27 protein-coding genes and 1 tRNA gene are annotated in these 25,475 nt (G+C 60.3%); 13 read left to right on the top strand and 15 right to left on the bottom strand.

The genetic code is table 11. The annotated features are described in order from the left end of the window. Nucleotides 1-57: 57 nt before the first annotated feature. Nucleotides 58-927 (bottom strand): SGNH/GDSL hydrolase family protein, encoded by an 870-nt coding sequence (locus tag ACP7AL_RS21250; protein ID WP_425994042.1) that lies wholly within the window; start codon nt 925-927, stop codon nt 58-60. A 212-nt stretch (nt 928-1,139) separates the two neighbouring features. Then, nucleotides 1,140-1,781 carry a MarC family protein gene (locus ACP7AL_RS21245; protein WP_425994463.1) on the bottom strand — a complete coding sequence of 214 codons (642 nt, stop codon included), beginning with the start codon at nt 1,779-1,781 and terminating at the stop codon, nt 1,140-1,142. A gap of 119 nt (nt 1,782-1,900) precedes the next feature. On the opposite strand from ACP7AL_RS21245, the gene ACP7AL_RS21240 reads away from it, so the two are divergent. Beyond that, nucleotides 1,901-2,284: a hypothetical protein gene (locus tag ACP7AL_RS21240; protein WP_425994040.1), complete on the top strand. Its 384-nt coding sequence runs from the start codon at nt 1,901-1,903 to the stop codon at nt 2,282-2,284. Between the two features lie 219 nt (nt 2,285-2,503). On the opposite strand, the gene ACP7AL_RS21235 is transcribed toward ACP7AL_RS21240, so the two are convergent. After that, nucleotides 2,504-2,953 (bottom strand): VOC family protein, encoded by a 450-nt coding sequence (locus tag ACP7AL_RS21235; RefSeq protein ID WP_006020468.1) that lies wholly within the window; start codon nt 2,951-2,953, stop codon nt 2,504-2,506. 153 nt (nt 2,954-3,106) lie between these two features. On the opposite strand from ACP7AL_RS21235, the gene ACP7AL_RS21230 reads away from it, so the two are divergent. The 5 genes from ACP7AL_RS21230 to ACP7AL_RS21210 all read left to right on the top strand — a co-directional run bounded on the left by ACP7AL_RS21230 (nt 3,107) and on the right by ACP7AL_RS21210 (nt 6,026). Beyond that, nucleotides 3,107-3,319, top strand: coding sequence for a hypothetical protein (locus ACP7AL_RS21230; protein ID WP_006020469.1), 213 nt, complete (start codon nt 3,107-3,109; stop codon nt 3,317-3,319). A gap of 114 nt (nt 3,320-3,433) precedes the next feature. Further along, the gene (locus ACP7AL_RS21225) at nt 3,434-3,703 is read left to right on the top strand and encodes a hypothetical protein (protein ID WP_024919203.1); all 270 of its coding nucleotides are present in this window, start codon (nt 3,434-3,436) and stop codon (nt 3,701-3,703) included. 67 nt (nt 3,704-3,770) lie between these two features. After that, the gene (locus ACP7AL_RS21220) at nt 3,771-4,532 is read left to right on the top strand and encodes an SIR2 family NAD-dependent protein deacylase (RefSeq protein ID WP_425994037.1); all 762 of its coding nucleotides are present in this window, start codon (nt 3,771-3,773) and stop codon (nt 4,530-4,532) included. A gap of 211 nt (nt 4,533-4,743) precedes the next feature. Further along, nucleotides 4,744-5,403: a cold-shock protein gene (locus tag ACP7AL_RS21215; protein WP_425994035.1), complete on the top strand. Its 660-nt coding sequence runs from the start codon at nt 4,744-4,746 to the stop codon at nt 5,401-5,403. A 209-nt stretch (nt 5,404-5,612) separates the two neighbouring features. Further along, entirely contained in the window at nt 5,613-6,026 is a 414-nt protein-coding gene (locus tag ACP7AL_RS21210; protein ID WP_425994461.1) for a DUF192 domain-containing protein, read from the top strand. 72 nt (nt 6,027-6,098) lie between these two features. Here ACP7AL_RS21210 and ACP7AL_RS21205 read toward each other — a convergent pair. Together ACP7AL_RS21205 and ACP7AL_RS21200 are read right to left on the bottom strand one after the other, a co-directional pair. Then, nucleotides 6,099-6,175 (bottom strand) — tRNA-Pro (locus tag ACP7AL_RS21205). A 102-nt stretch (nt 6,176-6,277) separates the two neighbouring features. Next, on the bottom strand, nt 6,278-7,456 hold the full coding sequence (locus ACP7AL_RS21200) for an OpgC domain-containing protein (RefSeq protein ID WP_425994033.1): 1,179 nt from the start codon (nt 7,454-7,456) through the stop codon (nt 6,278-6,280). A 231-nt stretch (nt 7,457-7,687) separates the two neighbouring features. Between ACP7AL_RS21200 and ACP7AL_RS21195 the strand changes: the two genes are divergently transcribed. The 5 genes from ACP7AL_RS21195 (at nt 7,688) to ACP7AL_RS21175 (ending at nt 13,604) form a co-directional block, all read left to right on the top strand. Next, nucleotides 7,688-7,993: an ETC complex I subunit gene (locus tag ACP7AL_RS21195; RefSeq protein WP_006020476.1), complete on the top strand. Its 306-nt coding sequence runs from the start codon at nt 7,688-7,690 to the stop codon at nt 7,991-7,993. Nucleotides 7,994-8,273: 280 nt separating this feature from the next. Continuing rightward, nucleotides 8,274-9,878: a carboxyl transferase domain-containing protein gene (locus tag ACP7AL_RS21190; protein ID WP_425994031.1), complete on the top strand. Its 1,605-nt coding sequence runs from the start codon at nt 8,274-8,276 to the stop codon at nt 9,876-9,878. 14 nt (nt 9,879-9,892) lie between these two features. Beyond that, the gene (locus ACP7AL_RS21185) at nt 9,893-10,672 is read left to right on the top strand and encodes an enoyl-CoA hydratase/isomerase family protein (protein ID WP_425994029.1); all 780 of its coding nucleotides are present in this window, start codon (nt 9,893-9,895) and stop codon (nt 10,670-10,672) included. A 4-nt stretch (nt 10,673-10,676) separates the two neighbouring features. Next, nucleotides 10,677-12,692, top strand: a complete 2,016-nt coding sequence (locus ACP7AL_RS21180; RefSeq protein ID WP_425994027.1) for an acetyl/propionyl/methylcrotonyl-CoA carboxylase subunit alpha — start codon at nt 10,677-10,679, stop codon at nt 12,690-12,692. 9 nt (nt 12,693-12,701) lie between these two features. Further along, entirely contained in the window at nt 12,702-13,604 is a 903-nt protein-coding gene (locus ACP7AL_RS21175) for a hydroxymethylglutaryl-CoA lyase (RefSeq protein WP_425994025.1), read from the top strand. Nucleotides 13,605-13,641: 37 nt separating this feature from the next. Here the strand turns inward: ACP7AL_RS21175 and ACP7AL_RS21170 are convergent, their stop codons facing one another. Both ACP7AL_RS21170 and ACP7AL_RS21165 read right to left on the bottom strand, forming a co-directional pair. Then, nucleotides 13,642-14,763, bottom strand: a complete 1,122-nt coding sequence (locus ACP7AL_RS21170) for a DUF5938 domain-containing protein (RefSeq protein WP_425994023.1) — start codon at nt 14,761-14,763, stop codon at nt 13,642-13,644. Between the two features lie 50 nt (nt 14,764-14,813). Continuing rightward, a complete protein-coding gene (locus ACP7AL_RS21165) occupies nt 14,814-15,617 on the bottom strand; it encodes an SDR family NAD(P)-dependent oxidoreductase (RefSeq protein WP_425994021.1) in 804 nt (267 codons plus the stop codon). Nucleotides 15,618-16,112: 495 nt separating this feature from the next. Here ACP7AL_RS21165 and ACP7AL_RS21160 point away from each other — a divergent pair, with 495 nt between their 5' ends. Then, a complete protein-coding gene (locus tag ACP7AL_RS21160; RefSeq protein WP_425994019.1) occupies nt 16,113-16,892 on the top strand; it encodes a TetR/AcrR family transcriptional regulator in 780 nt (259 codons plus the stop codon). Here ACP7AL_RS21160 and ACP7AL_RS21155 read toward each other — a convergent pair. From ACP7AL_RS21155 to dctP, 3 genes are read right to left on the bottom strand one after another with little or no spacing between them, the layout of a single operon-like run. After that, the gene (locus ACP7AL_RS21155; protein WP_425994017.1) at nt 16,889-18,247 is read right to left on the bottom strand and encodes a TRAP transporter large permease; all 1,359 of its coding nucleotides are present in this window, start codon (nt 18,245-18,247) and stop codon (nt 16,889-16,891) included. The two genes, ACP7AL_RS21160 and ACP7AL_RS21155, sit on opposite strands and share 4 nt — an antisense overlap. Further along, nucleotides 18,244-18,798, bottom strand: coding sequence for a TRAP transporter small permease (locus ACP7AL_RS21150; protein ID WP_425994015.1), 555 nt, complete (start codon nt 18,796-18,798; stop codon nt 18,244-18,246). The genes ACP7AL_RS21155 and ACP7AL_RS21150 overlap by 4 nt, the downstream gene beginning before the upstream one ends. Further along, nucleotides 18,795-19,805 (bottom strand): TRAP transporter substrate-binding protein DctP, encoded by a 1,011-nt coding sequence (dctP, locus tag ACP7AL_RS21145; protein ID WP_425994013.1) that lies wholly within the window; start codon nt 19,803-19,805, stop codon nt 18,795-18,797. The genes ACP7AL_RS21150 and dctP overlap by 4 nt, the downstream gene beginning before the upstream one ends. Before the next feature lie 288 nt (nt 19,806-20,093). Here dctP and ACP7AL_RS21140 point away from each other — a divergent pair, with 288 nt between their 5' ends. Next, the gene (locus ACP7AL_RS21140; RefSeq protein WP_006020488.1) at nt 20,094-20,321 is read left to right on the top strand and encodes a pentapeptide MXKDX repeat protein; all 228 of its coding nucleotides are present in this window, start codon (nt 20,094-20,096) and stop codon (nt 20,319-20,321) included. Between the two features lie 77 nt (nt 20,322-20,398). Here ACP7AL_RS21140 and ACP7AL_RS21135 read toward each other — a convergent pair whose 3' ends face one another. The 5 genes from ACP7AL_RS21135 to ACP7AL_RS21115 form a co-directional block, all read right to left on the bottom strand. After that, entirely contained in the window at nt 20,399-20,740 is a 342-nt protein-coding gene (locus ACP7AL_RS21135) for a DUF6481 family protein (protein ID WP_425994010.1), read from the bottom strand. Nucleotides 20,741-21,199: 459 nt separating this feature from the next. Beyond that, the gene (locus ACP7AL_RS21130) at nt 21,200-21,451 is read right to left on the bottom strand and encodes a DUF1488 family protein (RefSeq protein ID WP_006020492.1); all 252 of its coding nucleotides are present in this window, start codon (nt 21,449-21,451) and stop codon (nt 21,200-21,202) included. A gap of 190 nt (nt 21,452-21,641) precedes the next feature. Continuing rightward, on the bottom strand, nt 21,642-21,878 hold the full coding sequence (locus ACP7AL_RS21125; RefSeq protein WP_425994008.1) for a hypothetical protein: 237 nt from the start codon (nt 21,876-21,878) through the stop codon (nt 21,642-21,644). A 137-nt stretch (nt 21,879-22,015) separates the two neighbouring features. Next, entirely contained in the window at nt 22,016-24,148 is a 2,133-nt protein-coding gene (locus tag ACP7AL_RS21120; RefSeq protein WP_425994006.1) for an FkbM family methyltransferase, read from the bottom strand. Between the two features lie 114 nt (nt 24,149-24,262). Then, the gene (locus ACP7AL_RS21115; protein WP_425994004.1) at nt 24,263-25,372 is read right to left on the bottom strand and encodes an acyltransferase family protein; all 1,110 of its coding nucleotides are present in this window, start codon (nt 25,370-25,372) and stop codon (nt 24,263-24,265) included. Between the last annotated feature and the right edge of the window lie 103 nt (nt 25,373-25,475).

Here is a 25,475-nt window from a genome sequence, read left to right as displayed (position 1 = left end):
GCGTCATCCGGAAACCGGATACTATCACATTCGAAAAATTATGAGCTGATGGAGCCGTTACAGAAACGGCCTGACGCCGGCGACGGAGCGTGATCGTACAACCGTGGCCGTGATGTTGTCGGCAAGCAGCCGGGCGAGGCAGGAATAGCCCCAGTCGTTCATGTGCAGGCCGTCTGCGGAAATGAACCGGTCGAATGCAATAGCCTGATCTTCATGCCAGTGGCGCATCGCCACGAAACGCCGGAACAATGGAACGTGCGCCTGCTTGGCAACATAAGCGATAAGTCCGACCATCTCACTCGCGCCGGGCTTGGCGTTGACGCGTGGTGCGAATTGCGGGTCGATCAGCAGCACATCCGCGCCGGTTTTTCTGATGCGCGAAATTCCGGCCTGCATCAGGTCCGCGGTTGCGGGAATGTTGCCGTCGCGAAGCACAGTGTTGGTGCCGAGTTGCCAGATCACCAGGTCCGGCTTGGGTGCGAGAACCGCATCCATCCGCTCCATCATCGAGGCGGCGTCCTCGCCGTTGACGCCCTGATTGATGACGGTGATCGGAGTCTCGGGGAACCTCTGGCGCAGTTCGCGCTCGAGGCGGCTGGGATAGGAATAGGCCGGAGAACTTGCACCCGCACCGCCGGTCGATGACGAGCCGACGGCGACAATGGTCACAGGCTCATGAGCATCCAGCTTCTTCGACAGACGAGCGATCGGTGCGTCGAGCTGGGCGAGCGATTTGGATTGCACGCAGGGTTGGGCCTTGAAGACGCTGTTCAAATCGTCGGAGACAACAGTGCTGGCGCCGGTTGTTGCCTGTTCAGCATGAGATGCGACGGGGGACAGCGCGAGAGCAGACAGGCCAAGCGCAAACGCACTGACCATCGCCGCGGTTGTCGAAGCGGTTTTACGACCGTGAATAAGGCGAGGCATCAATCACAGACCCTGGCGTAGCGGCCATCCGAGGGCCTGCATCGCTCAAGACCTAGCGAAAATTACCGTCATATTCAATGCGCCGTTTGGAGGGAGGGAACTCATGCTTAATTGAAAACTCTCGCAAAATCGGCGCTCGGAGCAGGAATTCCGATTTTGTTGCGATGCACAAGTGCGTGAAGAGTGTGCGGATGGTGATCTGAAATGCGGGCTCAAATCGACTTGCCGAGCAGCGCGCTACACCCATTCCAGATGATCTGAATGCCGATGCAGAGGAGAATGAATGCCGAAAGCCGCATGACGACATTCGTGCCCCGCGTACCCAGAAACAGGATGATGCGGTCGGCAAAGCGGTAGCAAACGAAGATGGTGAGGGCGATGGCGGCAAGCCCCGCCACCGCAGCGCCACCGAGGATCGCGAGCTGCGCGAAATCTGCGGTTGGTGTCGGTCGTTGGCTGCCTAACGTGACAGCAACTGAAATCGATCCGGGACCGACCGTGAGCGGCATGGTCAGCGGGTAGAACGCATCGATTGCGGGGCCGGTGTCGACCTTCGCACGATCCGGGCCGGGATCTTCCGGGGCGTGCAACATCTGCCATCCAAAGGCTGCCACCACCAGACCGCCGGCCACGCGGACCACGGGAAGGGTGATCCCGAAGAATTCGAGAACATGCGACCCGATAAACAATGATCCGAGCAGGAGAAAGAAGCTGTTGCGCGCCACGTTCAGCGCAAGGACGCTGCGTTCGGCTGTGGTGCGCCCGCGCGTCATGCGCAGGAACAGGGGCGCACTGCCAACCGGATTGACGATCGGAAACAGCGCGGCATAGACCAGCAGGAATGCGTTGACCACGTTTTGCAAGATGTCCGCCCTGACGGTACTCACCCGGTCAGCGATTTCGAACAGAGATCGCGGATTCTTGCAACTCAAGATGAGGCTGAATTTCCCCCGGATGAGGCCGTTGCCATGAAATGCTCGTCTCGGGCATCCGGTCTTGCTACCGTATTGCCGGAAGCAACCACGGTCGATTCATGCTGCGCAGACATATCCTGATTTTAGTTACAGCTCTGGCGGGCGGCCTGCCTTCGGCGCTGCATGCCGAGCCGGTGCCGATCGTCTGCACGATTCTGCCGGGCGAACAGGCGGCCAGCATCTCTCTGACAAATCCATTCAACTACACGGCGTCATGTCAGGCCAACTGCAAATTCTCGACGGCCGTTTACGACGACAACCCGCAGATCATCTGCGCCAAGCCGGTGCCTGCCGGTAAGCAGATCGAAATGTGCATTTTGAAGGCGGCTGGCAACAAGCTCGTCAAGCTCATCGAAGCGACGGCCGACTGCAGTAAACCCTGAACTGCATGCGCAGTCTTGACGAGAAAGCCCTGCGTTGCGCAGGGGCTTTCGAAGTCGAACGAGTTTTAGCGGCCGAAGAAAAGCCAGAGCAGAATGATCACTGGGATCGGCACGCCCAGCAGCCACAACAAGAGTCCGCGTCCCATTTTTTCCTCCATGCATAATCGATGTCATGGAGAACGTGATTGCGATGTTCTTGTTCCGAAAATAAACCGGTGCCTACCAATGCCCGGTATTCGGCATCGAACTCCACGGCTCCTTCGGCGCGAGGGCGTCGCCCTTCTGCAAAAGCTCGATGGAGTGAAGATCGGGTGAGCGGATGAAGGCCATCTGGCCATCGCGCGGCGGACGGTTGATGGTGATGCCGAGCTTCATCAGCCGGTCGCAGGTGGCATAAATATCGTCGACCTCGTAGGCGAGGTGGCCGAAGTAACGATCCTCGCCATAGGTCTCTTCATCCCAGTTGTAGGTGAGTTCGACCAGCGGCGCGCCGCGCCCCTTGACCTGTTTGAGCAGACTCTCGTCTTCGTCCGCGCAGAGAAACACCAGCGTAAATCGGCCTTTCTCGCTTTCCGTCCGGCGGACTTCCTTAAGCCCGAGCGCGTCGCTGTAGAACTTGAGAGCAATATCGAGGTTGCGGACGCGCAGCATGGTGTGCAGATAACGCATGTTTCTTATCCCTGTTCGAGCATCGCCGGAGTGCCGTTGAAAATTCCGACGATCAGATAGCAGCAAATCGGCCCCGAGGGCAGGTGTTGTTCAGGGAACCTTTTTGCTTCGTCGCCGTTATCTCACGGAATTGATGGGAATAAGGAGGCGTTCTTGGAAGAAGTGATCGATCGGATTATCCATACGTTCGGTATGATGCGTAACCTGGACGAGAACGAACTGAAGGAAGCCCGCGAAAGCGTCGATACCTATATCGAAACACTTTCTTCCGCCGGCGAAACCGACCCGCAACGTCTGACGGTGTGCGGTCTGACATTTCTCCGCAATCGCCTTGAAGAACCTTCCCCCAAATTTACCGGCTGTTGAGTGTTGACGCCTCGTCGCGATCCGCTACCGTATGACAGTGGATAAGAAACCGCGTCGTCTGGCGAGGCACAGGCCTTCTTGGTACCTCCTTGACCCAGTCAAACGGGGAAGACCATGCAAAAGGTAGATTTGGATTCGATGTCGATCGACGATCTGGCGAACCTGCGCGATCAGGCCAGCGAAAAGCTTGCCGACAAGATCGCCGCACGTCAGCGCGAACTCGCCGCGGAAATGGAAAAGCTCGCCGCCTTGGGGAAGACAGCCAAGGTCAGCGCTCCCAAGAAGGATATGAGGGAGATCAAGGAAGCCCTGAAGCCCCAGGAAGCGTCCAAGCCTCAGGAAGCGCCGAAACCACAGGCGCCCAAGGCGGACAAGGCAGCCTGATTTTAGCGGTAGCTCGGAAGAGAATGGGGGCTTCGCGCCCCCATTTTTGTTGGGTTATACTGACACGATGATTGCATCCGATCTTCGCAGTGGAATCGACATGCTTGGCGATATGATCGCCGAGGCACGCACGATTGTACCGTTCACCGGTGCAGGCATTTCCACCGAAAGCGGCATTCCCGATTTCCGTTCGCCCGGCGGCCTGTGGACTCGCAATCGTCCGATCCCGTTCGGCGAGTTCGTCGCCAGCCAGGAGGCGAGGGACGAGGCCTGGCGCCGCCGCTTCGCGATGGAGCCGAGCTTCGCTGCGGCCAAGCCCAGCCGCGGGCACCGGGCTCTGGCGTCGCTGTACAAGGCCGGAAAGGTTCCGGCGATCGTTACGCAGAACATCGACAACCTGCATCAGGTGTCGGGATTTTCCGCCGAGCATGTCGTCGAGCTGCATGGCAACACCACCTACGCGCGCTGCATCGGATGTGGACAGCGTTTCGAGATTCCCTGGGTCAAGGAACGTTTCGACGAAGAAGGCATTGCGCCCTCATGCACGACGTGCGGTGAGCCCGTGAAAACGGCGACGATTTCGTTCGGCCAGTCGATGCCGGAAGATGAAATGCGCCGCGCGGCGGAACTGGCGCAGCATTGCGACCTGTTCCTTGCAATCGGATCGTCGCTGGTGGTGTGGCCTGCCGCGGGTTTTCCGCTGATGGCCCGCAATTGCGGGGCCAAACTCGTGATCATCAACAACGAGCCGACGGATCAGGATGACGTTGCCGATCTGGTGATCCGTCACGATATCGGCGAGACCCTTGGGCCGTTCGTCGGCAATTGACCCCATCAATGATTCGCTGCCCTTCAAGGCTGTTCATAGGTCACCGCTGATTTGTTTTTTGTCTTTCAGCCCTGTTGCGGAGTGTTATCGTTAAATCAAGGATTCGCCTTGGTTCATTTTGATTCGTCACGATGAAATAGCGCGAGCTTCCTTGCATAACGTACTTGGTCATGTCGTTGACTGACTGAAGATTTGTTGGGGTCCGGGGGTCATGGGTTCGGACGGATTTGAGTCCAAGAAGGCAGGTGGTCAACCGGTTGGGGGATCCGACAGGTTTGCTCCGAGTGAGCTGGCTGCCACTGCCGAGCGGAATTTGGCCGCCGACTCCTTCGCGGCCGCAGACGGTGCGGCTGTCAACCTCGTCGAGATTTCCGGCATTATCAAATGGTTCGACGCCTCCAAGGGCTACGGCTTCATCGTCCCTGACAACGGCTGGCCGGACGTGTTGCTGCACGTCACGATCCTGCGGCGCGACGGCTACCAGACCGCCTATGAAGGTGCGCGTCTGGTCGTTGAATGCGTCCAGCGCCAGAAGGGCTATCAGGCCTTCCGCATCGTCTCGATGGACGAGTCGACGGCGATTCATCCGGCGCAGATGCTTCCGGCGCGGACTCACGTCAGCGTGACTCCGACCAGCGGGCTGGAGCGGGCGCAGGTCAAATGGTTCAACCGGCTTCGCGGGTTCGGCTTCCTGACCTGCGGCGAAGGCACGCCTGACATCTTCGTGCATATGGAAACCCTGCGCCGTTACGGCATGACCGAACTGCGTCCTGGCCAATATGTGCTGGTCCGCTTCGGGCCCGGCTCTAAGGGTATGATGGCGGCCGAGATTCAGCCTGAGACCGGTGCACCCGGACTGTCGTCGCACTGACCTGACGTCAACCACATCCACGTGATCATGGACGAAGGCCAGATCCTGCATCTGGCCTTTGCCATGATTGACGGGCTAGGGTGCCGCTGTCGAACGTCAGGGCCTTGCTTGAAATGAATTCGGGTTCTCTGTTGAAATCTTTTCCATCCATCATCCGGTCGCAAAACCTGAGAGGGTTTTTGCAAAGGGTTGCCGCTGCCTTCGTCGTGATGCTGACCGCGTCGCTCAGCGCCATCGCTGCCGAAGTGCAGCCGCTTGAGATCGTCACCAAGTCGGGTGTTCATGTGTTCTCGGTCGAGATGGCAAAGACCGAGCAGGAGCGCGCAACCGGCCTGATGTACCGCAAGGAACTGGCGGAGGGGCGGGGCATGTTGTTCGATTTCTCACCCGAACAGCAGGTTTCGATGTGGATGAAGAACACCTTCATTCCGCTCGACATGATCTTTATCCGCAGCGATGGCCGCATTCTGCGGATCGCGGAAAATACCGAACCTCACTCCGAGAAGATCATTTCGTCGGGCGGTCTGGCGAAGGGCGTGCTTGAGGTGATCGGCGGAACGGCCCGGAAATACGGAATCCAGGCTGGCGACCGCGTGGCTCATCCACTGTTCGGAACCCGCTGAGCCAATCTGGCGTCGGAGCGCGGACCGTCGGATGGCGTCCGGTTACTGTAAAACTTAAGGAAATCAGTGGATTGGTCGGGGCAGGAGGATTCGAACCTCCGACCTGCGGTACCCAAAACCGCCGCGCTACCAGGCTACGCTATACCCCGAGAGGGCAGTCGATACACGCTTCGCATGGCTCCAGCAAGGCAGAACGGCATATCGCGGGCGGTTAAACCGCCCGCGGCCAATTTGTCCGCCGTATGGTCAAATCAGGCCCCCGGAGCTGCCGAAGTCTGGGCCGCAGGCGCTTTCGCGGGTGCCGGCCGCGCCGATGGCTTGTCCTGCTTCTTCGACCAGCTTCCGTAGTAGGCGACGGCGGTCAGGATCGCGACCCCGATGACGCTGACGCCGAGTTGCGCCCAGACCGTGCCCCAGCTCAGCATCAGCACGAAGTGCCCAACGAAGGAGAGGAAGATGCCGACGCAGAACACCTGCAGCGATTGCTGGCCGCACTTGATCACCGGCTCGGCCCATTTCGACTCAAGCGGCCCCCAGTTTTTCGGAATAAAGCGCGTGATGAAGAACGCGATGACCACGAAATGGATGACGCGATACGGCGCCAGGAACGTCTTGTCGTTCGGATTGAAGGCGTCATAGAGCCACTTCGGAAACAGCGCGCCGAAGGATTCGAAGCGCCCGGCCATCGTCATGATCATCGCAAAGATCAGATAGAGTGTCCCGGCGATCAGCAGCCATTGCGACTTGATCACCGAGCGGGATTCGTTGGCCCCGCCCAGTGCGAACCAGGCGCCGAAGACGAACAGCAGCTGCCAAGTATACGGATTAAAGTACCAGGAGCCCACCGGATAGGCCGAGAAATTCCAGCCGAACTGGCGTGCCGCGAAATACAACACCAGCGAAGCGATCATCACCATGTCGGGCTTGCGCAGCATCAGCCACAGCACCGGCGGGAAGAAGCCCATCAGGATAATGTAAAGCGGCAACACGTCGAGATTGACCGGCTTGAAGCGCAGCAGAAGCCCTTGCGTCAGCGTCTGGATGGGATTTGCGATGAGGCCGGCGACGTTGAACTCGTTGAGGATGTCCGGATCGGCATAACGCAATGCGACCCAGCCGATCGCAGCGATATAGATCACGAACAGAATGACGTGCGCGACATAGAGTTGCCAGACGCGCTTCCACAGCCGGGTCGAGCCGACGATAAAGCCGCGATCGAGCATCATCTTCGCGTACACGAACGACGCCGTGTAGCCCGATATGAAGACGAACAGGTCGGCGGCGTCGCTGAACCCGTAATTGCGCGGGGTCGCCCAGTTGATGACGTTGTTCGGAATATGGTCGAGAAAGATCCACCAGTTGGCGATGCCGCGGAAGAAATCGAGCCGGAGGTCGCGGCCCTTCTCGGGGAGTGTTGCCTGAATTTCCATGAGTACCGTTTCGTGATGCGATCGAACCAAATAACGCCAGCGGAACGCCTACCCGGACCCAAGCGGTCCGACATTGTCACCGCGTTTCGGACCGACTATACCAGAACTCGCCGTAAAAAGTCTTGTTCTGGGCAGTCATGCTCAGGATCTTGATATTGGCCGGCATCCGAATCTCATGCTTTTTACCCATCCGATGCCACTAGCGATCAGGCGCAGGGACCCGTTAGCTCCATGACAGCAAGAATCTTCAAACCTGCTAAAAATGCGATGCAGTCCGGGTTCGCCAAGACCAAGGCATGGCAACTGGACTATGAGCCCGAGCAGCCGCGTGTGGTCGAGCCGCTGATGGGCTGGACCAGCTCCGGGGACATGAAGCAGCAGGTGACGCTGCATTTCCACACCAAGGAAGAGGCCGTCGCCTATTGCGAGCGGGAAGGCATCCCCTATCAGGTGCTGGAGCCGAAGGAATTGCAGCCGCGCGTGAAGGCCTACGCGGACAATTTCGCGTTCCGCCGCGTCGAGCCCTGGACACACTAAGCCTTCCTCCGATGTTGCGCTCAGCGGGCGTTCGCCCGCAGGCCTGGCTTTGATATTCAGCCGGTCCGGCCTCATGAAATTGCCCCGCCAAATGTCGGGGACATGACATTTCCTGATGCCGCTTTGCCCTATTGAGGGCCTCTGACCCACGGCAAGTCTCTTCAAACTCGTCGCGAAAGTTGTGGTTGCATTCAGCCGCCAAGCAGTGACACCTTGCGGGTCGAAGCCGTCCGGAAAGGACGGAAGCAAGCAAGATCAAAACGTTACGCGGCGGGAAACAATGGCACTTCGTTCCGGACTCGATCCCAAATCGGCCGATTTCACCCGCAATGCGGAAGTCATGCGGACCCTGGTTGCGGACCTCCGGGACAAGCTTTCGCAAGTTGCGGGCGGTGGCGGGGAGGCTTCGCGCGCCAAGCATACCGCGCGCGGCAAGATGCTGGCGCGTGACCGCGTCGACCTCCTGATCGATCCAGGCACGGCGTTCCTCGAATTCTCGCCGATGGCCGCCTACGGCCTCTACGGCGGCGGTGTGCATTCGGCCAGCATCGTGACGGGCATTGGCCGCGTCTCGGGCCGTGAATGCGTGATCGTCGCCAACGATGCGACCATCAGCGGCGGCACTTATTATCCGATGACCGTGAAGAAGCATCTGCGCGCGCAGGACATCGCGCGGCAGAACAATCTGCCTTGCATCTACATGGTCGATTCCGGCGGCGCGTTCCTGCCGCAGCAGGACGAGATTTTCCCGGACGAGAAGCACTTCGGCCGCATCTTCTACAATCAGGCCAACATGTCCGCGCAGGGCATCCCGCAGATCGCCATCGTGATGGGATCGTGCACCGCCGGCGGCGCATATGTGCCCGCGATGTCGGACGAGAGCATCATCGTGCGCAATCAGGGCACGATTTTCCTCGGCGGCCCGCCGCTGGTGAAAGCCGCGACCGGCGAGGTCGTCACCGCCGAAGAACTCGGCGGCGCTGACGTTCACAGCCGCCACTCCGGTGTGACCGACCACTACGCGCAGAACGACAGCCATGCCATCGGCATCGCACGCCGCATCGTCAGCAATCTCAATCCGGCGACATCGTCGGCGACAGGATTGCGCGCGCCGCGCGACCCGCTGTTCGACCGCGAGGATATTTACGGTGTCGTTCCCGCCGATGCCCGCAAGCCGTTCGACGTGCGCGAGATCATCGCGCGGATCGTCGACGGCTCGGAGTTCGAGGAATTCAAGAAGCTGTACGGCACCACGCTTGTCTGCGGCTTCGCCCATATCTGGGGCTATCCGGTCGGCATCATCGCCAACAACGGCATTCTGTTCAGCGAGAGTTCGCTGAAGGGTGCGCATTTCATCGAACTGTGCTGCCAGCGCGGCATCCCGCTGCTGTTCCTGCAGAACATCACCGGCTTCATGGTCGGCAAGAAATACGAGGCGGGCGGTATCGCCCGCGACGGCGCGAAGCTGGTAACGGCCGTTGCTACCGCCTCGGTGCCGAAGTTCACCGTGGTGATCGGTGGATCTTACGGCGCCGGCAACTACGGCATGTGCGGCCGCGCCTATAGCCCACGCTTCCTTTGGATGTGGCCGAACGCGCGCATCTCGGTGATGGGCGGCGAGCAGGCGTCGATGGTGCTGAGCCAGCTTCGCCGAGATAACATCGAGGCCAAGGGCGGCACCTGGTCGGCGAACGAAGAAGATGCCTTCCGCAGCCCGATCCGCGAACAATACGAAACGCAAGGCCATCCGTATTACGCAACCGCGCGGCTGTGGGACGACGGCGTGATCGATCCTGCGGATACGCGGCTTGTGCTTGGGCTCGGACTGTCCGCCGCCGCCAACGCTCCGATCGAGCCGCCGAAGTTCGGCGTGTTCAGAATGTGATGCGGGACACAGAAATGAGCGATCTTGTCCGCATCGAGCGCGATCAGGACGTGGCGCGCGTCACGCTGAACCGTCCTGAACTGAACAACGCCCTGAATCGCGCGCTGATCGAAGCGCTGCGCTCCGCCTTCGAGAGCATCGCTTCCGATCGCTCCATTGCCACGATGGTGCTTGCGGGTGAGGGCAAGAGTCTTTGCGCGGGGGCCGACATCAATGCCATGCGCGAGGCAGGCACCTATACCCGCGAGGAGAACATCGCGGACGCGATGCCGCTGGTGCGGATGTTGTCCGCGCTCGACCGGATGCCCCAGACCACCATCGGCCGGGTGCACGGTCCGATCTATGGCGGTGGTGTCGGTGTGGTCTCGGCCTGCGACATCGCCATCGGCTCTTCTGAGGCGACGTTCTGCCTGTCTGAAGTCCGCCTCGGCATCGTGCCGGGCATGATCAGCCCTTACGTGCTGCGCGCCATCGGCGAGCGGACGGCGCGGCGCTACTTCCAGACCGCAGAAGTGTTCGACGCGAACGAGGCGATGCGGATCGGCCTGCTGCACGAGGTTGTCGCGCCCGAAGCTCTGGACGAACGCATCGGCAAGTTGCTCAAGCAGTTGAAGTCGGCAGCGCCGGGTGCGCGGTCCATCGCCAAGAAGCTCGCTGGCGATATTGCCGGGCGGCGCATCGACGAAGCCCTCATGACCGAGACCGCGCAACTGATCGCCGATGTGCGCGCCAAACCTGAGGCCCGCGAAGGCCTTTCCGCATTTCTTGAAAAGCGCAAACCGTCGTGGACCTGATCCGATGAACGCAAAAGCTCCAGCCGCGCTTTACCGGCGGTTCAACACATTGCTGATCGCCAATCGTGGCGAGATCGCCTGCCGCGTCATCAGGACGGCGCGCGCCATGGGCCTGCGCACCGTCGCGGTCTATTCCGAAGCAGATGCTGACGCTGTGCATGTCGCGATGGCGGATGATGCCGTGCTGCTCGGGCCCGCACGCGCGCGCGATAGCTACCTCAATGTCGATCGCATCATCGAGGCAGCGAAGAAGACCGGCGCCGAAGCGGTCCATCCGGGTTACGGCTTCCTGTCGGAGAACGCCGACTTCGCGCGCCGCTGTGCGGCCGAGGGTATCGTGTTCGTCGGCCCGACTGCCGAGATGATGGAAGCGATGGGGTCGAAGTCAGGCTCCAAGGCGCTGATGGAAAAGGCGGGCGTGCCGCTGGTGCCCGGCTATCACGGCGAGGCCCAGGACGAGAAGACGCTGGCGGATGCGGCCAGCAAGATCGGCTATCCCGTGCTTGCCAAGGCGTCCGCCGGCGGCGGCGGGCGCGGCATGCGCATCGTCCGCAGCGCGGATGAACTGGCGGCGTCCATCGTCAGCGCCAAACGCGAAGCGCTGGCGGCCTTCGGTGACGACCGCATGCTGATCGAGAAGTTCGTCCAGAACCCGCGCCATATCGAAGTGCAGATCATCGGCGACAGCCATGGCAACCTGATCTCTCTGTTCGAGCGCGAATGCACCTTGCAGCGCCGCCACCAGAAGGTGATCGAGGAAGCCCCGTCGCCGACACTCAATGCTGCGCAGCGCGATGCTGTCTGCGCCGCCGCGCGCAAGGCTGCGGGCGCGGTGAACTATGTCGGCGCGGGCACCATTGAGTTCGTCTCCGATGGAAAGGAGACGTTCTTCATTGAAATGAATACGCGCCTTCAGGTCGAGCATCCGGTGACCGAACTGATCACCGGCGTCGATCTGGTCGAACTACAGTTGCGCGTGGCGTTTGGCGAGAAGCTGCCATTGGCGCAGGATCAGGTCACGCTCAACGGTCACGCCATCGAAGCGCGTGTCTACGCGGAGAATCCAAACAAGAACTTCATGCCGTCGGTGGGCCGCATCCGCACCTGGCACACGCCGGAAGAAGTGGATGGCCTGCGCATCGATGCGGGTTACGCCGAGGGCAAGACCGTGTCGCCGAACTACGACGCGATGCTGGCCAAGGTCATCGCCTGGGCGCCGACGCGCGATCTCGCAATCTCGCGGCTCAACCGCGGCCTGCAGGAAACCGACGTCCGCGGCATTATCACCAACATTCCATTCCTGTCGGCGCTGATCACGCATCCGGATGTCCGCGCCAACACCATCGACACCGGCTTCATCGAGCGCGAACTGGCGAAGCTGACGCCTGCTGAAGGGCAACTGACCGATCTCGAATTGGCCGCTGCTGTGGGGTCAATTCTGCAAAGCGAGCGTGCGGCTGCGGGCGCTGACGTGAACTCGCCATGGCGCGCGGGAGCAGGCTGGGCCGCTGTCGCTGCGCGGCGCCGCCGGTTTTTGTTCCGGCAAGCGGATGGCACCGAGCGCAAGGTGTCGATGCGTTATGGTCAGGGCCCTTCGACGCTGGCCATCGACGGACGGGTCCTCGCGTTCGCAAGTTCTGCATCGACGCGCGGCGGCATCGATATTGTGCTCGACGGCGTGAAGCATCATGTGACTGGCCTGCTCGACGGCCACGAGGTCTATGTCCGCACCCGTAATGGACGCTTTGAAGTTCACTGGGTCGATCCGTTCGGCACCGAGGATGAGGAGCAGGCAGGTGCCGACCGTGTGGTGGCGCCGCTGCCCGGTACGGTCGTGGCGTTGCTGGTCGAAGAAGGCGCCGAGGTCGAGAAGGGCGCCGCGATCCTGACGCTGGAAGTGATGAAGATGGAGCAGACCCTGCGCGCGCCGTTCGCGGGTACCGTCAAGGCGCTCAAGTGCAAGGTCGGTGACATCGTCGCCGAAGGCGTCGAACTCGCCGAGATCGAACCGAAGGCATAGACAGGTTTCATGAGCGATCAGGTCTGCATTGTCGAAGTCGGCCCGCGCGACGGGCTGCAAAACGAAAAGACGCCGGTCTCGGCCGAGGCGCGGATCGCATTCATTGAAAATCTCGTAAAGGCAGGGCTTCACACCATCGAGGTCGGCAGCTTCGTCTCGCCCAAGGCCATCCCGCAGATGGTCAATTCGGATCAGGTGCTGCGCGCCGTCGACCACCATCCCGGTTACGAATTCCATGTCCTCGTTCCCAATGAGAAGGGTTACGAGGCTGCGAAGGCCGCGGGTGCGAAAGTGATCGCGGTGTTCGCATCGGCCTCGGAAGGATTTTCAAAGGCCAATATCAACTGCACCGTTGCGGAATCGATCCAGCGCTTTGTCCCGGTGATCGAGCGCGCCAAGGCCGATGGCATCAAGGTGCGCGGCTATGTCTCCTGCGTGCTCGGCTGTCCCTATGACGGTGAGGTGAAGCCATCCGCAGTTGTCGACGTGACGAAGAAGCTGTGGGATCTCGGCTGCTACGAAGTCTCGCTTGGCGACACCATCGGCGTCGGCACACCGTCAAAGGCACGGCAGTTGCTGCGCGCGTTGGCGACAGAAGTGCCGATGAAGAATCTCGGCATGCATTTCCATGACACCTACGGGCAGGCACTCGCCAATCTCTACGCAGGTCTGGAGGAGGGTGCTCGTGTGATCGATTCCGCCGCCGGCGGTCTCGGCGGCTGTCCCTATGCGCCCGGAGCGACCGGCAATGTCGCCACCGAGGATGTCGTCTACATGCTGGAAGGCATGGGCGTTGCGACCGGCGTCGATATGAAGCAGCTCGTGGCCGCCACCAATGACATTGCCAAGGTCCTCGGCAAGTCGCCGGTCAGCCGCGTTGCATCCGCGCTCAACGCCAAGGCGCGCGGTTAGGAACCGAGGCGGCAAAGCCGCCCCGGCGTGATCGCCTTTATTGGTGAACGCTCAGGATCGGGTTCATCACCAGGCCGAAGCTGCGCAACTGGCCAAGCAGTTCGCGATGACCGAAGGCCTGGCAGCCCGAAGCAAATCCAACCCTCTTCGGCGGCACCTGCAGCAACGAGAACGCGGCATAGGCCTGCAACATGCCAGTTTGCTTGTAGTTGCAGTTTCCGTGGATCACGCAATGCGCGCGGCCTAGCGGGCCGGACGCATAAACGGAATCGATCGAGGTGTTGATGCGTGGATTTTCGCGCGGCGGCATGCTGGCTTGCAGGCTCCCTGCGATTTCGGCCAGCGCCTTCTCCTGCTCCGCGGGTGGCAAGGGCTTGATCTTTTCCTTCACCATTTGCGTGGTTTGCACCACGCCTTCCATCACCGGGCGGGCAAGAACGCCGCCGAGCACACGGCAGTTCGAAACGCGCGGATCGTTCTTGAACCAGACCGGATGCGCGGTGCCTCCCCAAGGAACTGCGATCGCCGTTTCGTGCTGGCCGGGCACCACCACGTCGGCGCGGGCAGTGACATCCCATTCGACATATTTGTTCTGCTCGAGGTAGTACCACTGCGCCTTGAGGATGGTGAAAATGGTCTGCGTCGAGGCGTAGGTTGGAAAACCCTTCCAGAACACCTGAATGTCGAGGGTGTCGAGACCGGGCGTTTCAAGACAGATGTTCGCCGCGATCTCGCCGGTCGTGTACATCTGCGCGATATTTGGCGCGAGCAGCAGGCCTTTCTCGGCGAACTTCGCGCCCCAGCGGTCCTGCGCCAGCATGACCCAGTCCTGTTCGCCTGTCGTATCGCTGTAATGGCAGCCGGCGGCCAGGCAGGCTTCGACGACTTCAGGGGCGTATTTGATAAAAGGCCCCACGATATTGCTGACGAATTTGGCGCCCTTAAAGAGGCTGGTCAGCGCTTCGACAGTGTGTGCGACCTCGACGACCTCATAATCCGCGGTCTCGATTCCCGGAATCTTCTCGACGACAGCCTGAACTCTCGCCTTGTCGCGCCCGGCGGCGATAAAGGGAATGTTGTATTCCCGCAAATACTCACACACCAGGCGCCCGGTGTAGCCGGAGACGCCATATACGACGACAGGTCTTTTCGTTGTCATGATGGATGTTTCCTCGATTTGCCCTTTGTGAAGTTCAACAGCGCGTGCCGTCACATGCCCATTCCGCCATCGACCGGCAGTCCCGCTCCGGTGATGAAGCGTGCGGCGTCGGAGCACAGGAAGACGGTTGCATCCGCCATGTCGGGAATTTCGCCGAGACGGCCGAGCGGCGTCTGACCGACGACGTCGCCGATGGCGGCTTCTCCGCTGGGGTAAAGTCCCGCCGCGACGACGTCGCCTGCGAGTTGCATGCCCATGTCGGTCGGCACGAGGCCGGGATAGATGCAATTCACGCGCACGCCGTAGCCGAGCTTGCCGGACTCCATCGCTCCGACGCGCGTCATGCGGTCGACCCCGGATTTGGTCGCGGAGTAACCTGCAATGCCGGGGAACGCGATGGTGGCGGCGACCGACGCGATGTTGACGATCGCGCCGCCTTTGCCTGCCGCGCCACCCGGGCGCATGGCGCGGAATGCATGCTTCATGCCCAGCGCGGTGCCGACGATGTTGACGCTGCACATGCGCTGCAAATCATCGGCCTTGGCATCCACCAGCAGAGAGGTGATTTCGATGCCTGCGTTGTTCACGAGGATGTCGAAGCCGCCGAGCCTGGAGATCGTTGCGGCCACGGCGGCGGCCCAGCTTGCATCGTCGGTGACATCGAGCGGGACGAAGTCAGCCTTGGCGCCGCCAGTGGCGAGTGCCTTTGCGGTTTGCTGGCCGAGGTCGGTCAGCACATCGCCGATCACGACCGAGGCTCCGGCCTTGGTCAGGGCTTCTGCCATGCCGGCGCCGAGACCGCGTGCGCCGCCGGTCACCAGCGCCTTGCGTCCGGTGAGATTGAATACGCTCATGTGGGTTCCTCCGGGTTGTTTGTTGAGCAGGCAAGCCGCCGCCATTCGTCAGCGGGGTCGCTGCCGTTCAGTCGTTCTGAAGTGAGAAAAACGCTGTCTTGACGGCAGCGGTTGCTGCCGTCGTGGTCAGGCGTTCCGCGTTGTCGCGGTGAGATCTGGCAATGTTTTCGGGAGCAGGAGGGCGCCCAAGGCCGGGCTGGCGACAGGACCGACGGACCGTTTGCAGATGCCTGCAAGCCGCATTTTATCCTCCCTGATGTTTCCTCGCGTCCCTCTTGGTGGGGAACAATGCGATCAGAGGCTCGTCTTTGACAGCTGTCAAGAAAATTTATACAGTCGTCAAGAAAAAACTGGTCAGGTGTCCAGTGCATCTTTCTTGTGCTGCGCTGTCCGCAGTTCCGGGCTCGCGAAGATGTTTGACGGATGAACAACAGACCTTGATCTCATGCGATCCGGTGTTATCCCTGAGGCGGGGATTTGAAAGGCTGAGAAACAATGGCTCCGGCCACGATCGAAAAAGCTGACCGCATCAACGGGCAGCGCGTCGACAAGTTTGCCGAACGACGCGCGGAACTGGCGCAGGCTGCACTGCAAACGCTGTCCGAACTCGGATATGCAAAGACCAGTTTGCGCGAGATCGCGCAAAACTCGATCTTCTCGCATGGCGTGCTGCACTATTACTTCAAGGACAAGGTCGACCTGATGATGTGCTGCGTCCGCCAATACAAGGCGGTATGCGTCACGCGTTATGACGAGGTTGTCGCGGGCGCGGCAACCTACGACGAGCTGCTTGAGGGATTTCTGGCCGCGCTGAGCGAGACTGTCCGCAATGACGCGCAGATGCACCGGCTCTGGTACGATCTGCGCTCGCAGTCGCTGTTCGAGGAAGAATTCCGGGCCGACGTTCTGGAAATCGACAAGAGCCTCGAGAACATGATCTGGCGGATCATGAGCCGGTTTTCAGAACTGACCGGTGAGCCGCAGCAGATGACGCCGGCGGTGCTTTACGCCGTTTTCGACGGACTGTTTCAGCAATGCCTGCTCAAGCATCTGGCTGGCGATGCAGATGCCATCGCGCAGATGCAGGCCGACGTCCGCGCGGTTCTGGCGCGGTTTGCGAAAAAGCCGGCCACTCCGGTCAAGGCCGTCAAAGCCAAGCCGGCCAAAGCCGGACCAGCCAAAGCCAAGTCTGCCCGAGCGACGGCGGGTGCCCTGAACCGGAAGATCTCCCAGCCTTCAAAGCGCGCGACAGCAAGCAGCCGCGCGCGCGCTTAGCGGACCGATTCCGGCCCCATCACCAGATCCGGCAGCCATGTCGAGATGCCGGGGAAGATGCACAGCAACAACACGGCGAAGAACATCAGCAGCACGAACGGCAGCGTGCCCCAGATCACTTCGCTCAGCGGAATGTCCGGCGCGACGTTGCGGATGACGAAGATGTTCAGCCCCACCGGGGGATGAATCAGCCCCATCTCCATAACGATGGTCATGACCACGCCGAACCAGATGATGTCGAATCCGGCGGCGCGCAGCGGCGGCAGAATGATCGGCGCGGTCATCAGGATGATCGACACCGGCGGCAGGAAGAAGCCGAGCACGATCACCATGCCGAGGATGGCTGCGAGCAGTTCCCACTTCGGCAGTTGCATCGCCACGATGGCGTTGGCCGCCGATTGCGAAATCGTCAGATAGCTCATGACATACGAGTAGAGCAGCGACATGCCGATGATCATCATCAGCATGGTGGACTCGCGGATGGTCGAGGTCAGGATCGGCGAGAGGTCCGCCGGTTTCCAGACGCCGTAGATCAGGGCGATCAACAGCAGCGCCAGCAGGCCGCCGAGACCTGCGGTTTCGGATGGGGTGGCGTAGCCGCCATAGAGCGCGATCATCACGCCAGTCAGCAGGATGATGAACGGCAGCACGCGCGGCAGCGCATTGAAGCGTTCCGCCATGGTGAAATCGTCATGGGCAAGAATCGGCGATGTCGCGCCGGTCGCTTCATACGCCACCTTGGCGGCGGCATATTCCTTGCGGAAGCGGTACACCGCGTAGAAGCCGAACAGCGAGACCAGCAGCAATCCCGGTCCGATGCCGGCGAGAAACAGGCGTCCGAGCGACTTTTCCGCAGCCACCGCAAACAGGATCATGGTGATCGATGGCGGCAGCAGAATGCCGAGCGTGCCGCCCGCCGCGATGATCCCGGCTGCGAAGCCGCCGGAATAGCCGCGCTTTCGCATCTCCGGAATGCCGGCCGAACCGATCGCCGAACAGGTTGCGGGTGACGATCCCGCCATCGCGGCGAACAGCGCGCATGCAAAGACATTGGCGACGCCGAGACCGCCGGGCACCTTGTGCAGCCACGCATGCAGCGCGGAGTAGAGGTCCTGTCCCGCGCGGGACTTGCCGATTGCAGCGCCCTTGAGGATGAACAGTGGAATCGAGAGCAGGGTGATCGACGCCATCTCCTCGTAGACGTTCTGCGTCACCGTATCGAGGGACGCGGACGGCATGTAGATCGCCATGAACACGACCGCCACGGCGCCGAGCGCGAATGCGATCGGCATGCCGGAGAACATCGCGGCGAGAGTAGCGATGCCGTAGCTGATGCCAATTCCAAGAACGGTCATGAACGCGGAGCCTTGCCGAGAGAGGTAATGATTTGGAGCAGGATCTGGACGCACAACAGCGTCATGCCTGCCGCCATCAGGACGTACGGGATAGCGAGCGGCGGGCTCCACATCGAGTTGGAGACCTGACCGTCCATCCACGCTTCATGAGCCAGCGTCCATGATTTCCACGAGAAGAAGGCGCAGAACGCGAGGCTGGCGACATCGACCAGGATGAGGCGTATCCGGTTCGCGGTCGGCGACAGGATGCCGACAAAGGCTTCGATGCCGATATGGCCACGCTGGCTTTGCACGAAAGCGGCGGTCATGAACGTCGCGCCGACCAGCAGAAAGACCGCGGCTTCATCCTGCCAGTAGGTCGCGCTGTGGAAGATGCTGCGCGTCAGGACGCTGTAGCTCAGGATGAGACACGCCAGAATGAGCGCAGCGGACGCCAGCACGACGATGACGCGATTGCAGACAGCAAGAGCGCGTTCGACCCCGGCAATGAGCGGATTGCTCGAAGCCGGGGCGACCAGCTCGCGCTGGTCCTCAACCGAACCGTGCATCATGCGTCGGCCGCGAGCTTCATCAGGCTGGCGGAGGTCGCGGTCTTGCCCGAATAGTCCTTCCACGCGGTATCGCGGGCGATGTCGCGCCATTTGCCGACGATCGCAGCGTCCATTGTGGCGACCTTGGCTCCGGCTTTCTCGTAGACCTTCGCCACTTCGACATCGTCGTCCTGCGCGCCCTTGCGGCCGAAGGCCTCCATTTCCGCGCCGACGGTCAGGATGATGTCCTGCTGGTTCTTCGGCAGCTTGTCGAAGATCGCCTTCGACATCATCAACGGTTCGAGCATGAACCAGTACGACTGGCCCGCGCCCGATGTCAGATGCTTGGCGACTTCCTCAAGCCGGAACGAGATCAGGCTGGTCGACGACGTGATGCCGGCGTCGCATGCACCGGTCTGCATCGCCGCATAGATTTCGTTCGACGGTACCGACAGCACAGCCGCGCCGGCGGTCTGAAGCACCATGTCCATCTCGCGCGATCCGCCGCGCACCTTCAGGCCCTTGGCATCTTCGGGTGCAACCAGCGGCCGCGTCCGGCTGGCGACGCCGCCGGCCTGCCACACCCAGGTGATGAGCATGATGCCCTTGTCGGCCAGAAAGTCGGTCAGCGCCTTGCCCACCGGTTTGTTTTTCCACCCGAGGCCCTGATCGTAACTCGACACCAGACCGGGCATCAGACCGATGTTGGTCTCAGGCAATTCGCCGCCGGCATAGGGCAGCGGGTAGAGGCTCATGTCGAGCGCGCCTTTGCGCATCGCCGAGAACTGGGCGTTGGTCTTGATGAGCGACGAGCCGGGATAGACCTCGGCGACGATTTCGCCGCCGCTGCGTTTGGATATCTCTGCGGCGAAGACACGGGTCAGCCGGTCTCGGAAGTCGCCCTTGTCGATAGTGCCGCCGGGAAACTGATGCGAGATCTTGAGGGTGGTTGCGGCCTGCGCGGGGCCGAAGCGGAGAATGGCGGGTGCGGCAAGCGTGGTCGCGAGAAGGTGGCGTCGCGTAAGCATAGAGTCTCTCCCTGGCGTCTTTTTGCTTTTCGGTCAGCGCTTTGCGCTGATTAGAGGTCGTGCGTCATTCTGACCCAGTCGTCCGCGCAATGCTACCGTTGCTGCACCGCACTACGTTGCGAAGGAGGCTATACTTTCGGCGCGTGCCGTCGTGACGGTCGGAAAGTTCCGGGAAAATCGCCGGTCTGAAAATTATCTTCCGCGCGGGGGGTAACGAAGCCGGCTTCTCACCGAAGACCCTGAAGCGACCTTTGTCGCACCAGAAACGGAATGAGAGGACGAACTTCAATGGCACGCACCACACGTTTCACCCTCGGCGCCACCGCTGCAATTCTTTCGCTCGGCCTGGCGTTCGCGCCCGCCGCCTTCGCTCAGGACAAGATGTCCAAGGATGGCATGAAGAAGGAAGATGCGATGTCGAAGGACGGCATGAAGAAAGATGACATGTCGAAGGATGGCATGAAGAAGGACGGCATGGCCAAGGACGGCATGAAAAAAGACGAGATGAAGAAGTAAATCTTCATCCCGTCTTTTTGCTTTTCGGCAGGCTCGCCATCCCCGGCGGGCCTGTCGTGTTCCAGCTTTCGTGCGTCTTACTTCTTTGCCTTGCGTGCGGCGTAGCGCGCATCGCGCGCGGCCTTTTGCTTCGCCTTGAGCTCTGCCTCGGCCGCTTCCTTTTCCGCCTGGAGGCGCAATGCCTCGGCAGCGGCTTGCGCGGCGAGTTCGGCGTCGCGGGCCAGCTTTTCAACGCGGGCAGCCTCGCGCAGCTTCTGCGCTTCCGTGCGCGCGGCAGCCTGTGCCTGCCGTTCGGCGGCCTTCTTCTGGACCTCAGGATCATTGGGCCCCGGCTTGGCCTTGAATTTCTCGAGGATGTTCTTTCTGGCGTTCTGCGCGGCCGCGGCCCGGTCCGCGAAGCTTGGTTCCTTGAAACCCATAGGGTCGATATCTTTCTGTTGGGATGTGACGCTGGGCGGCTTGTAGCAGATTTTACGAAGCTGTCAGGGGATAGCGCGGCGGACAGTCCAAGCTATGCACCTTCGGCTGTCTTGCAAAAGTCATAGGTGTGGCCTTCGGGTCACAGACTCCGGCAACCCGCTGTGATGGTATTGGGACACGGCGCGGCACGTATTGACAGCAAATCCACACCGTCAAACTTGGCGTCAACTATCGCTTTGGCTGGGCTGGACCTGTGGTGGCGAAGAACTGATTTCAACCAGGATTTCCCGGACGACGACGACACTTGATCTCTTACTTTATCTCTTACTTTCTCCAGTTTCCAAACTTAAGCCCGGCCCCGTGCCGGGCTTTTTTGCTCGTGTGGCGGGTTACGAACAGCGATGACCCTCCCGCCGGAGTGGTGACGACCGCCACTGGCGCTGGAATTGCGACGGTGCTCAGGGATTCAGGTCCTCGGTGGTGAGAACGAAGCCGTGGTCGGAATGCTCTTCGCGCTGCATCTTCGCGATAGCGAGATATTCGATCTCGGCCCGGTGCTTCACAAAAATTGCAATGAGTTGCCCGTGGTTGAGGTGCTCGTCGATCACACGCTCGCGGTCCAGGAGCGCAGCCTCAGTTATGCGGCACCTCTCGGTATTTCCCTCGTATCGCACAACGAAGTCGACATAGTCGCCGCTAACGACAGCCATGAGGGTGACCCTCCGCTACCTTCCAGTCTTAACCGACAGCCGGCTGTTACGTTCCGGTCGGGCAGAGAAACATGGCCGCTCTCCAGCTTCACTGCGATCCTTACAGATGGCGGCTGGCCGGCCCCGCACAAGCGCGTGCGGCATCATGGCTTACGTATTCCTCAACGCCGCCGACGCGGCAGGCTGCCGATCAGTCCTTCAAATCGAACTGCTTGCCGAGATGGTCGCCTATCTGGACGATGCGTGCGACGCACTCGCCGTAACCCACGGAGGACTGGGTGGCGTCGTCAGCGGTTGTCCGAAACTGCCAGGAAGCACCAGCCGGGATCACAGAGACGCTGATGCCCTCTGGACAATCGGCGTAGTGGTTCATTTCTTCGTTGAGGAGGGCAAGGAGATCTGCCGAGGTCTTTGCGGGTTTGCTCATGTCACGCACCTCCAGGTGGTGATGGAGCGAGACTAACACGAGATTTGAGACGACAGGAGACGCAGCTTGCGCCTGATTAGGCGCGGCTGAGAGATGCAATCGCATCAACCGGTCAATGCCGGATGTCCGAGGACATATCAGGCAATGCGAGCTGATTTAACGGAGGCGGGGAGCTGAACGACCTCACTTCGATGGCCGGCTTTCACACCGGCTGCATCGAGATAGTTTTGAACGGTGTCGTTGATGTCGTGCTTTCGATCGAGCCTGGGAAAATCCACAATACGCAGACGCCCAACCATGCGGTCCTTGCCTTTTGGTCCGAGCAATATCTTTTGCGCGAGTTCGATGTAATTGCCGATGTCGAAGTATTGAAACGTGTTCGGGAGATACTTTTCCATTTCTAGAAACTGCAGCGATCGCGTGAAATAACAGACCCTGCTCAACTCCACGGCCTGATTGGCCGGACCGGACGCGGACTGGCCCGTGTTCAGATAAGGCATGACGGCCGCGTCGCATATCTTCATGGCGAGGAGAAGATCGTCGTCGCTGACAGTGCCGATGAAATGGACCCGTTTCGTCAGCTTGTGCTTCTCGACCAGTCTGATCAGTTGGGCGAGATACGGCTGGACGCCGTCGCCGACCCGGAGAGTTGCCTCGTGAACGCCGGAAAACATCAAGAGATGGTAGTTTTCCGGCAGATGCTTCAGAGCAAGGATCGCGGTATCGAAACCTTTCTGCGGACCGATGAAGCCGAACACGCCGACGAAGCGGACGTTCGAGGGGAGATTTGGAAGGACGGACGGCAGGTTTGAGCTGTGAACCTTTTCATCCATGGCCTCGATGTAGCTCTCGGACATGTATGACAGCGGGTTATCCCGGACCTCGACGCCCGGGAGAATTCGCTTGAGAATTTGCGCGTCCGCCTTGCTGTGCGCGATTGCGCTCACCTTGTGTTTTCGGGTGTGCCCGGCGATATCGTCAAGCATGCCCCGCCACGTGAAGACGGAAAGCGCGTGACGGGCAAGCTTTACGAGCGCGCGCACCGAAAGATTTCGCGCCGTCTCCTTGAAAAGCCCCCGATACTCGTGTGGGGGGATCGAGTGAAACGTAACGATCAGCTCTTTTGAATTTTTCAGTACGGTTTGAAGCCGGCGCCGGATTTCAGCGGGCGTCAGGCCGAAAAGACTCGGTTCAAGCTGCACGCAGACGACGTCGAAATCGCGAAGGGCCGGCGCGATAGTGGCGATGTATTCGTCACCTTTCTTTCGATCCTTTTCATCCCGCAGCGTTTCACGCGGAAGAGGGACGACCGTGATGTCGAGATAGGGATCGAGAGCCAGCTTCAGGAAGCTGCTGTAGTGCGCTATCCCGCAGCGCTCGTTCCATGTGGATAGAAGAGCGACCTTTTTCGATGCCTTGTTTTTCACAACAAGCTCTCGCCTCGGCGCGACCGGCTGTTCCGCGCCGGTTCGCGATAAATACAGATGCGCGATGTTTTGATCCCTCTGCTTCGTATCATAAATTTCTCCATCCGGTTCATTCAGCCGGATTTCAAACCCCTGCCGCATGAAGTTTTCAAGACAGGCCCTCGGATCAATTCCGCGTTCACGAATGAAAGGTTCGTGAAGTTCAAGATAGATCGACCGTAAGGATTTGAATGGCTTGAAGTCAGTCAGCGAAACCTCGTGTTCGGCCCCTTCGATGTCAATCTTCATGAAGGACGGATTCAATCCAGAGAAAGAGGTTATCGGTCTTATGGGGACCTCGAACTTGTTTCCGCCGGCGCCATGAAGGATGCGAGCGTCGGTGGACGCGATCGATAGCGTGCTCTCCCGGTCGGCAATGCCAACCATATGAACCTGAATGTTTCCGAGGCCGTTCAACTCAGCGTTCGCGGCCGTCGCGGCGGTGTTCCACGGGAAGGGATCGAATGAGTGGATGCGTCCTTCCTGTCCGACTTCCTTTGCGTACCAGACCGAGTTGCATCCGATATTGCAGCCCAGATCAAAGACCGTATCGCCACGCCTGAGCCAGTTATGATCGCGAATTTGCTTGAACGACCATTCCGGCGTGCTGCTGTCGTACCGGGCCTTCGACTCACGATGGAATATGATCAACCGGAACCGATGGCCGAATTGATCGTGCTCGACGATGTAGGGATCCAGTCGCTCGAACGGACCTTCCATGACGACGTTTCGTTCGATGGTATCCAGCGCGCGCTGGAAGCGATCAAGAACCTGCTCGTCGTTCGAGCGTGAGAAGCTCAGCATTCGGCATTCCTGCGGCGGGTGAAACGGCGCCAATGGCACGCCAATCGTGATTGCATAATAGTCGAGCGTGGGAAGCAAATCCAGCCGCGAGATCGCAGCTCGGAGTTGCGTGTTTTACATCAGGGCGCGCTGAGATGCTGCGGTTGTTTGCCGCGTGGCTAGCCAGTCGCGAGATCGGCTCACAAGCCAGTTCAGAAAGGCGCGTGCCCCGTCTTTTTGTTTTTCCGTGATGAGCGAGAGCGCCATCGCGAGCACCAGAACAACAAGCGAGATTGCGAGTGGAAGACCGTGCCGGCCGGGCAGTTGATAGGCCCAGGCGGGCAACAGCGCCGAGACAAGCTTGGTCAGCGGCGCACTGAAGAGGTAGATGCTGAACGTTGCTCCGGCAAAAATTTTCGCGACGGATGTTCCTGGCAAATGCGAAGTCGCGCTTAACACTCCGATCATGCCCAGCATGTTCGCAGCGAAGAGTCCGGCTGTCATCCAATCAAGGGGAAAGGCGTTCGACGAATAGAATGGATAGCCGGTTGCGGTGCTTAATGGTCCAACGATCTGCAAGGCGGTGAATTCGTAGAGCGGAAAGATCTGCATCAGGAGGAAGATTGCCAGCGTCGTGCCGGCGAGCAGAAGACCGAAAGAGCGTGACGGCCGCCACGATCTTTGAATGTGGAAGGTCGCGACACCTGCCAGCCAGCATGGCAACAGCGCCGCGATTTTGGGGCCCATGAGCATGAGCGCGATGCCACCGGCCAGAAGTTTTGTCCTGCGGGATTTCGGATAGAAGACAACGCCAAACAGCGCGTAGTACCAGACCTCGTAGGTGAGCGACCAGTAAGGGGCATTTGAAAAGCACGGATAGCTGTTATCCCAGACGTAACTTGTCATCGTCACGCAGATAGCGATTGTCTTGGCCATCTGGTCGAGAGGCGCGAAGTCCGGCCAGCCGCGGGGCCAGAGCGGACGCACATAGATGTCCACGAGGATGCCGAGAATAATAGCCGGAACGGCGACTGTGGCTATTCGCGCAATTCTGTTGATCGCGTATTGGCTGCCGGTCAGGTCTCGCTCGGCGGCTGTGTATGAGATCAGATAGCCCGACAGCACGAAGAACAGGATCACCGCGTCATGGGGCAGGGTGCGCCAGCCAAGCGCGTGGCCGAATAGCACGGTGCCCGCAGCGATAACGCGCAGCGCATCCAGATATGTCGATATCGCCGGATTCATCGCATTCGCGCGAACTGTGCGGCCAGGATGGCCGCCGGTCCTTCTTCTTTATTGTTATGCGGTGGGAGAAATCGTGGTCGCCGCCGCCGAGCGAGGCGCCATT

It is taken from the genome of Afipia sp. DC4300-2b1, from assembly GCF_049895725.1.
GTDB lineage: Bacteria > Pseudomonadota > Alphaproteobacteria > Rhizobiales > Xanthobacteraceae > Afipia > Afipia broomeae.
Note: the sequence above shows the minus strand (reverse complement) of the source record. Positions and strands in the feature narration are given on the sequence as shown.

Excerpts from the sequence above, each read along its gene's own strand:
- ACP7AL_RS21185 (WP_425994029.1), top strand. The coding sequence starts at position 9,893 with ATGAGCGATCTTGTCCGCATCGAGCGCGATCAGGACGTGGCGCGCGTC.
- ACP7AL_RS21190 (WP_425994031.1), top strand. The coding sequence starts at position 8,274 with ATGGCACTTCGTTCCGGACTCGATCCCAAATCGGCCGATTTCACCCGC.
- ACP7AL_RS21240 (WP_425994040.1), top strand. The coding sequence starts at position 1,901 with ATGCTCGTCTCGGGCATCCGGTCTTGCTACCGTATTGCCGGAAGCAAC.
- ACP7AL_RS21160 (WP_425994019.1), top strand. The coding sequence starts at position 16,113 with ATGGCTCCGGCCACGATCGAAAAAGCTGACCGCATCAACGGGCAGCGC.
- ACP7AL_RS21180 (WP_425994027.1), top strand. The coding sequence starts at position 10,677 with ATGAACGCAAAAGCTCCAGCCGCGCTTTACCGGCGGTTCAACACATTG.
- ACP7AL_RS21225 (WP_024919203.1), top strand. The coding sequence starts at position 3,434 with ATGCAAAAGGTAGATTTGGATTCGATGTCGATCGACGATCTGGCGAAC.
- ACP7AL_RS21135 (WP_425994010.1), bottom strand. The coding sequence starts at position 20,740 with ATGGGTTTCAAGGAACCAAGCTTCGCGGACCGGGCCGCGGCCGCGCAG.
- ACP7AL_RS21175 (WP_425994025.1), top strand. The coding sequence starts at position 12,702 with ATGAGCGATCAGGTCTGCATTGTCGAAGTCGGCCCGCGCGACGGGCTG.
- ACP7AL_RS21220 (WP_425994037.1), top strand. The coding sequence starts at position 3,771 with ATGATTGCATCCGATCTTCGCAGTGGAATCGACATGCTTGGCGATATG.
- ACP7AL_RS21155 (WP_425994017.1), bottom strand. The coding sequence starts at position 18,247 with ATGACCGTTCTTGGAATTGGCATCAGCTACGGCATCGCTACTCTCGCC.
- ACP7AL_RS21170 (WP_425994023.1), bottom strand. The coding sequence starts at position 14,763 with ATGACAACGAAAAGACCTGTCGTCGTATATGGCGTCTCCGGCTACACC.
- ACP7AL_RS21125 (WP_425994008.1), bottom strand. The coding sequence starts at position 21,878 with ATGAGCAAACCCGCAAAGACCTCGGCAGATCTCCTTGCCCTCCTCAAC.
- ACP7AL_RS21195 (WP_006020476.1), top strand. The coding sequence starts at position 7,688 with ATGACAGCAAGAATCTTCAAACCTGCTAAAAATGCGATGCAGTCCGGG.
- ACP7AL_RS21140 (WP_006020488.1), top strand. The coding sequence starts at position 20,094 with ATGGCACGCACCACACGTTTCACCCTCGGCGCCACCGCTGCAATTCTT.
- ACP7AL_RS21115 (WP_425994004.1), bottom strand. The coding sequence starts at position 25,372 with ATGAATCCGGCGATATCGACATATCTGGATGCGCTGCGCGTTATCGCT.
- ACP7AL_RS21150 (WP_425994015.1), bottom strand. The coding sequence starts at position 18,798 with ATGATGCACGGTTCGGTTGAGGACCAGCGCGAGCTGGTCGCCCCGGCT.
- dctP (WP_425994013.1), bottom strand. The coding sequence starts at position 19,805 with ATGCTTACGCGACGCCACCTTCTCGCGACCACGCTTGCCGCACCCGCC.
- ACP7AL_RS21120 (WP_425994006.1), bottom strand. The coding sequence starts at position 24,148 with ATGCTGAGCTTCTCACGCTCGAACGACGAGCAGGTTCTTGATCGCTTC.
- ACP7AL_RS21130 (WP_006020492.1), bottom strand. The coding sequence starts at position 21,451 with ATGGCTGTCGTTAGCGGCGACTATGTCGACTTCGTTGTGCGATACGAG.
- ACP7AL_RS21210 (WP_425994461.1), top strand. The coding sequence starts at position 5,613 with ATGCTGACCGCGTCGCTCAGCGCCATCGCTGCCGAAGTGCAGCCGCTT.
- ACP7AL_RS21200 (WP_425994033.1), bottom strand. The coding sequence starts at position 7,456 with ATGGAAATTCAGGCAACACTCCCCGAGAAGGGCCGCGACCTCCGGCTC.
- ACP7AL_RS21250 (WP_425994042.1), bottom strand. The coding sequence starts at position 927 with ATGCCTCGCCTTATTCACGGTCGTAAAACCGCTTCGACAACCGCGGCG.
- ACP7AL_RS21215 (WP_425994035.1), top strand. The coding sequence starts at position 4,744 with ATGGGTTCGGACGGATTTGAGTCCAAGAAGGCAGGTGGTCAACCGGTT.
- ACP7AL_RS21235 (WP_006020468.1), bottom strand. The coding sequence starts at position 2,953 with ATGCGTTATCTGCACACCATGCTGCGCGTCCGCAACCTCGATATTGCT.
- ACP7AL_RS21165 (WP_425994021.1), bottom strand. The coding sequence starts at position 15,617 with ATGAGCGTATTCAATCTCACCGGACGCAAGGCGCTGGTGACCGGCGGC.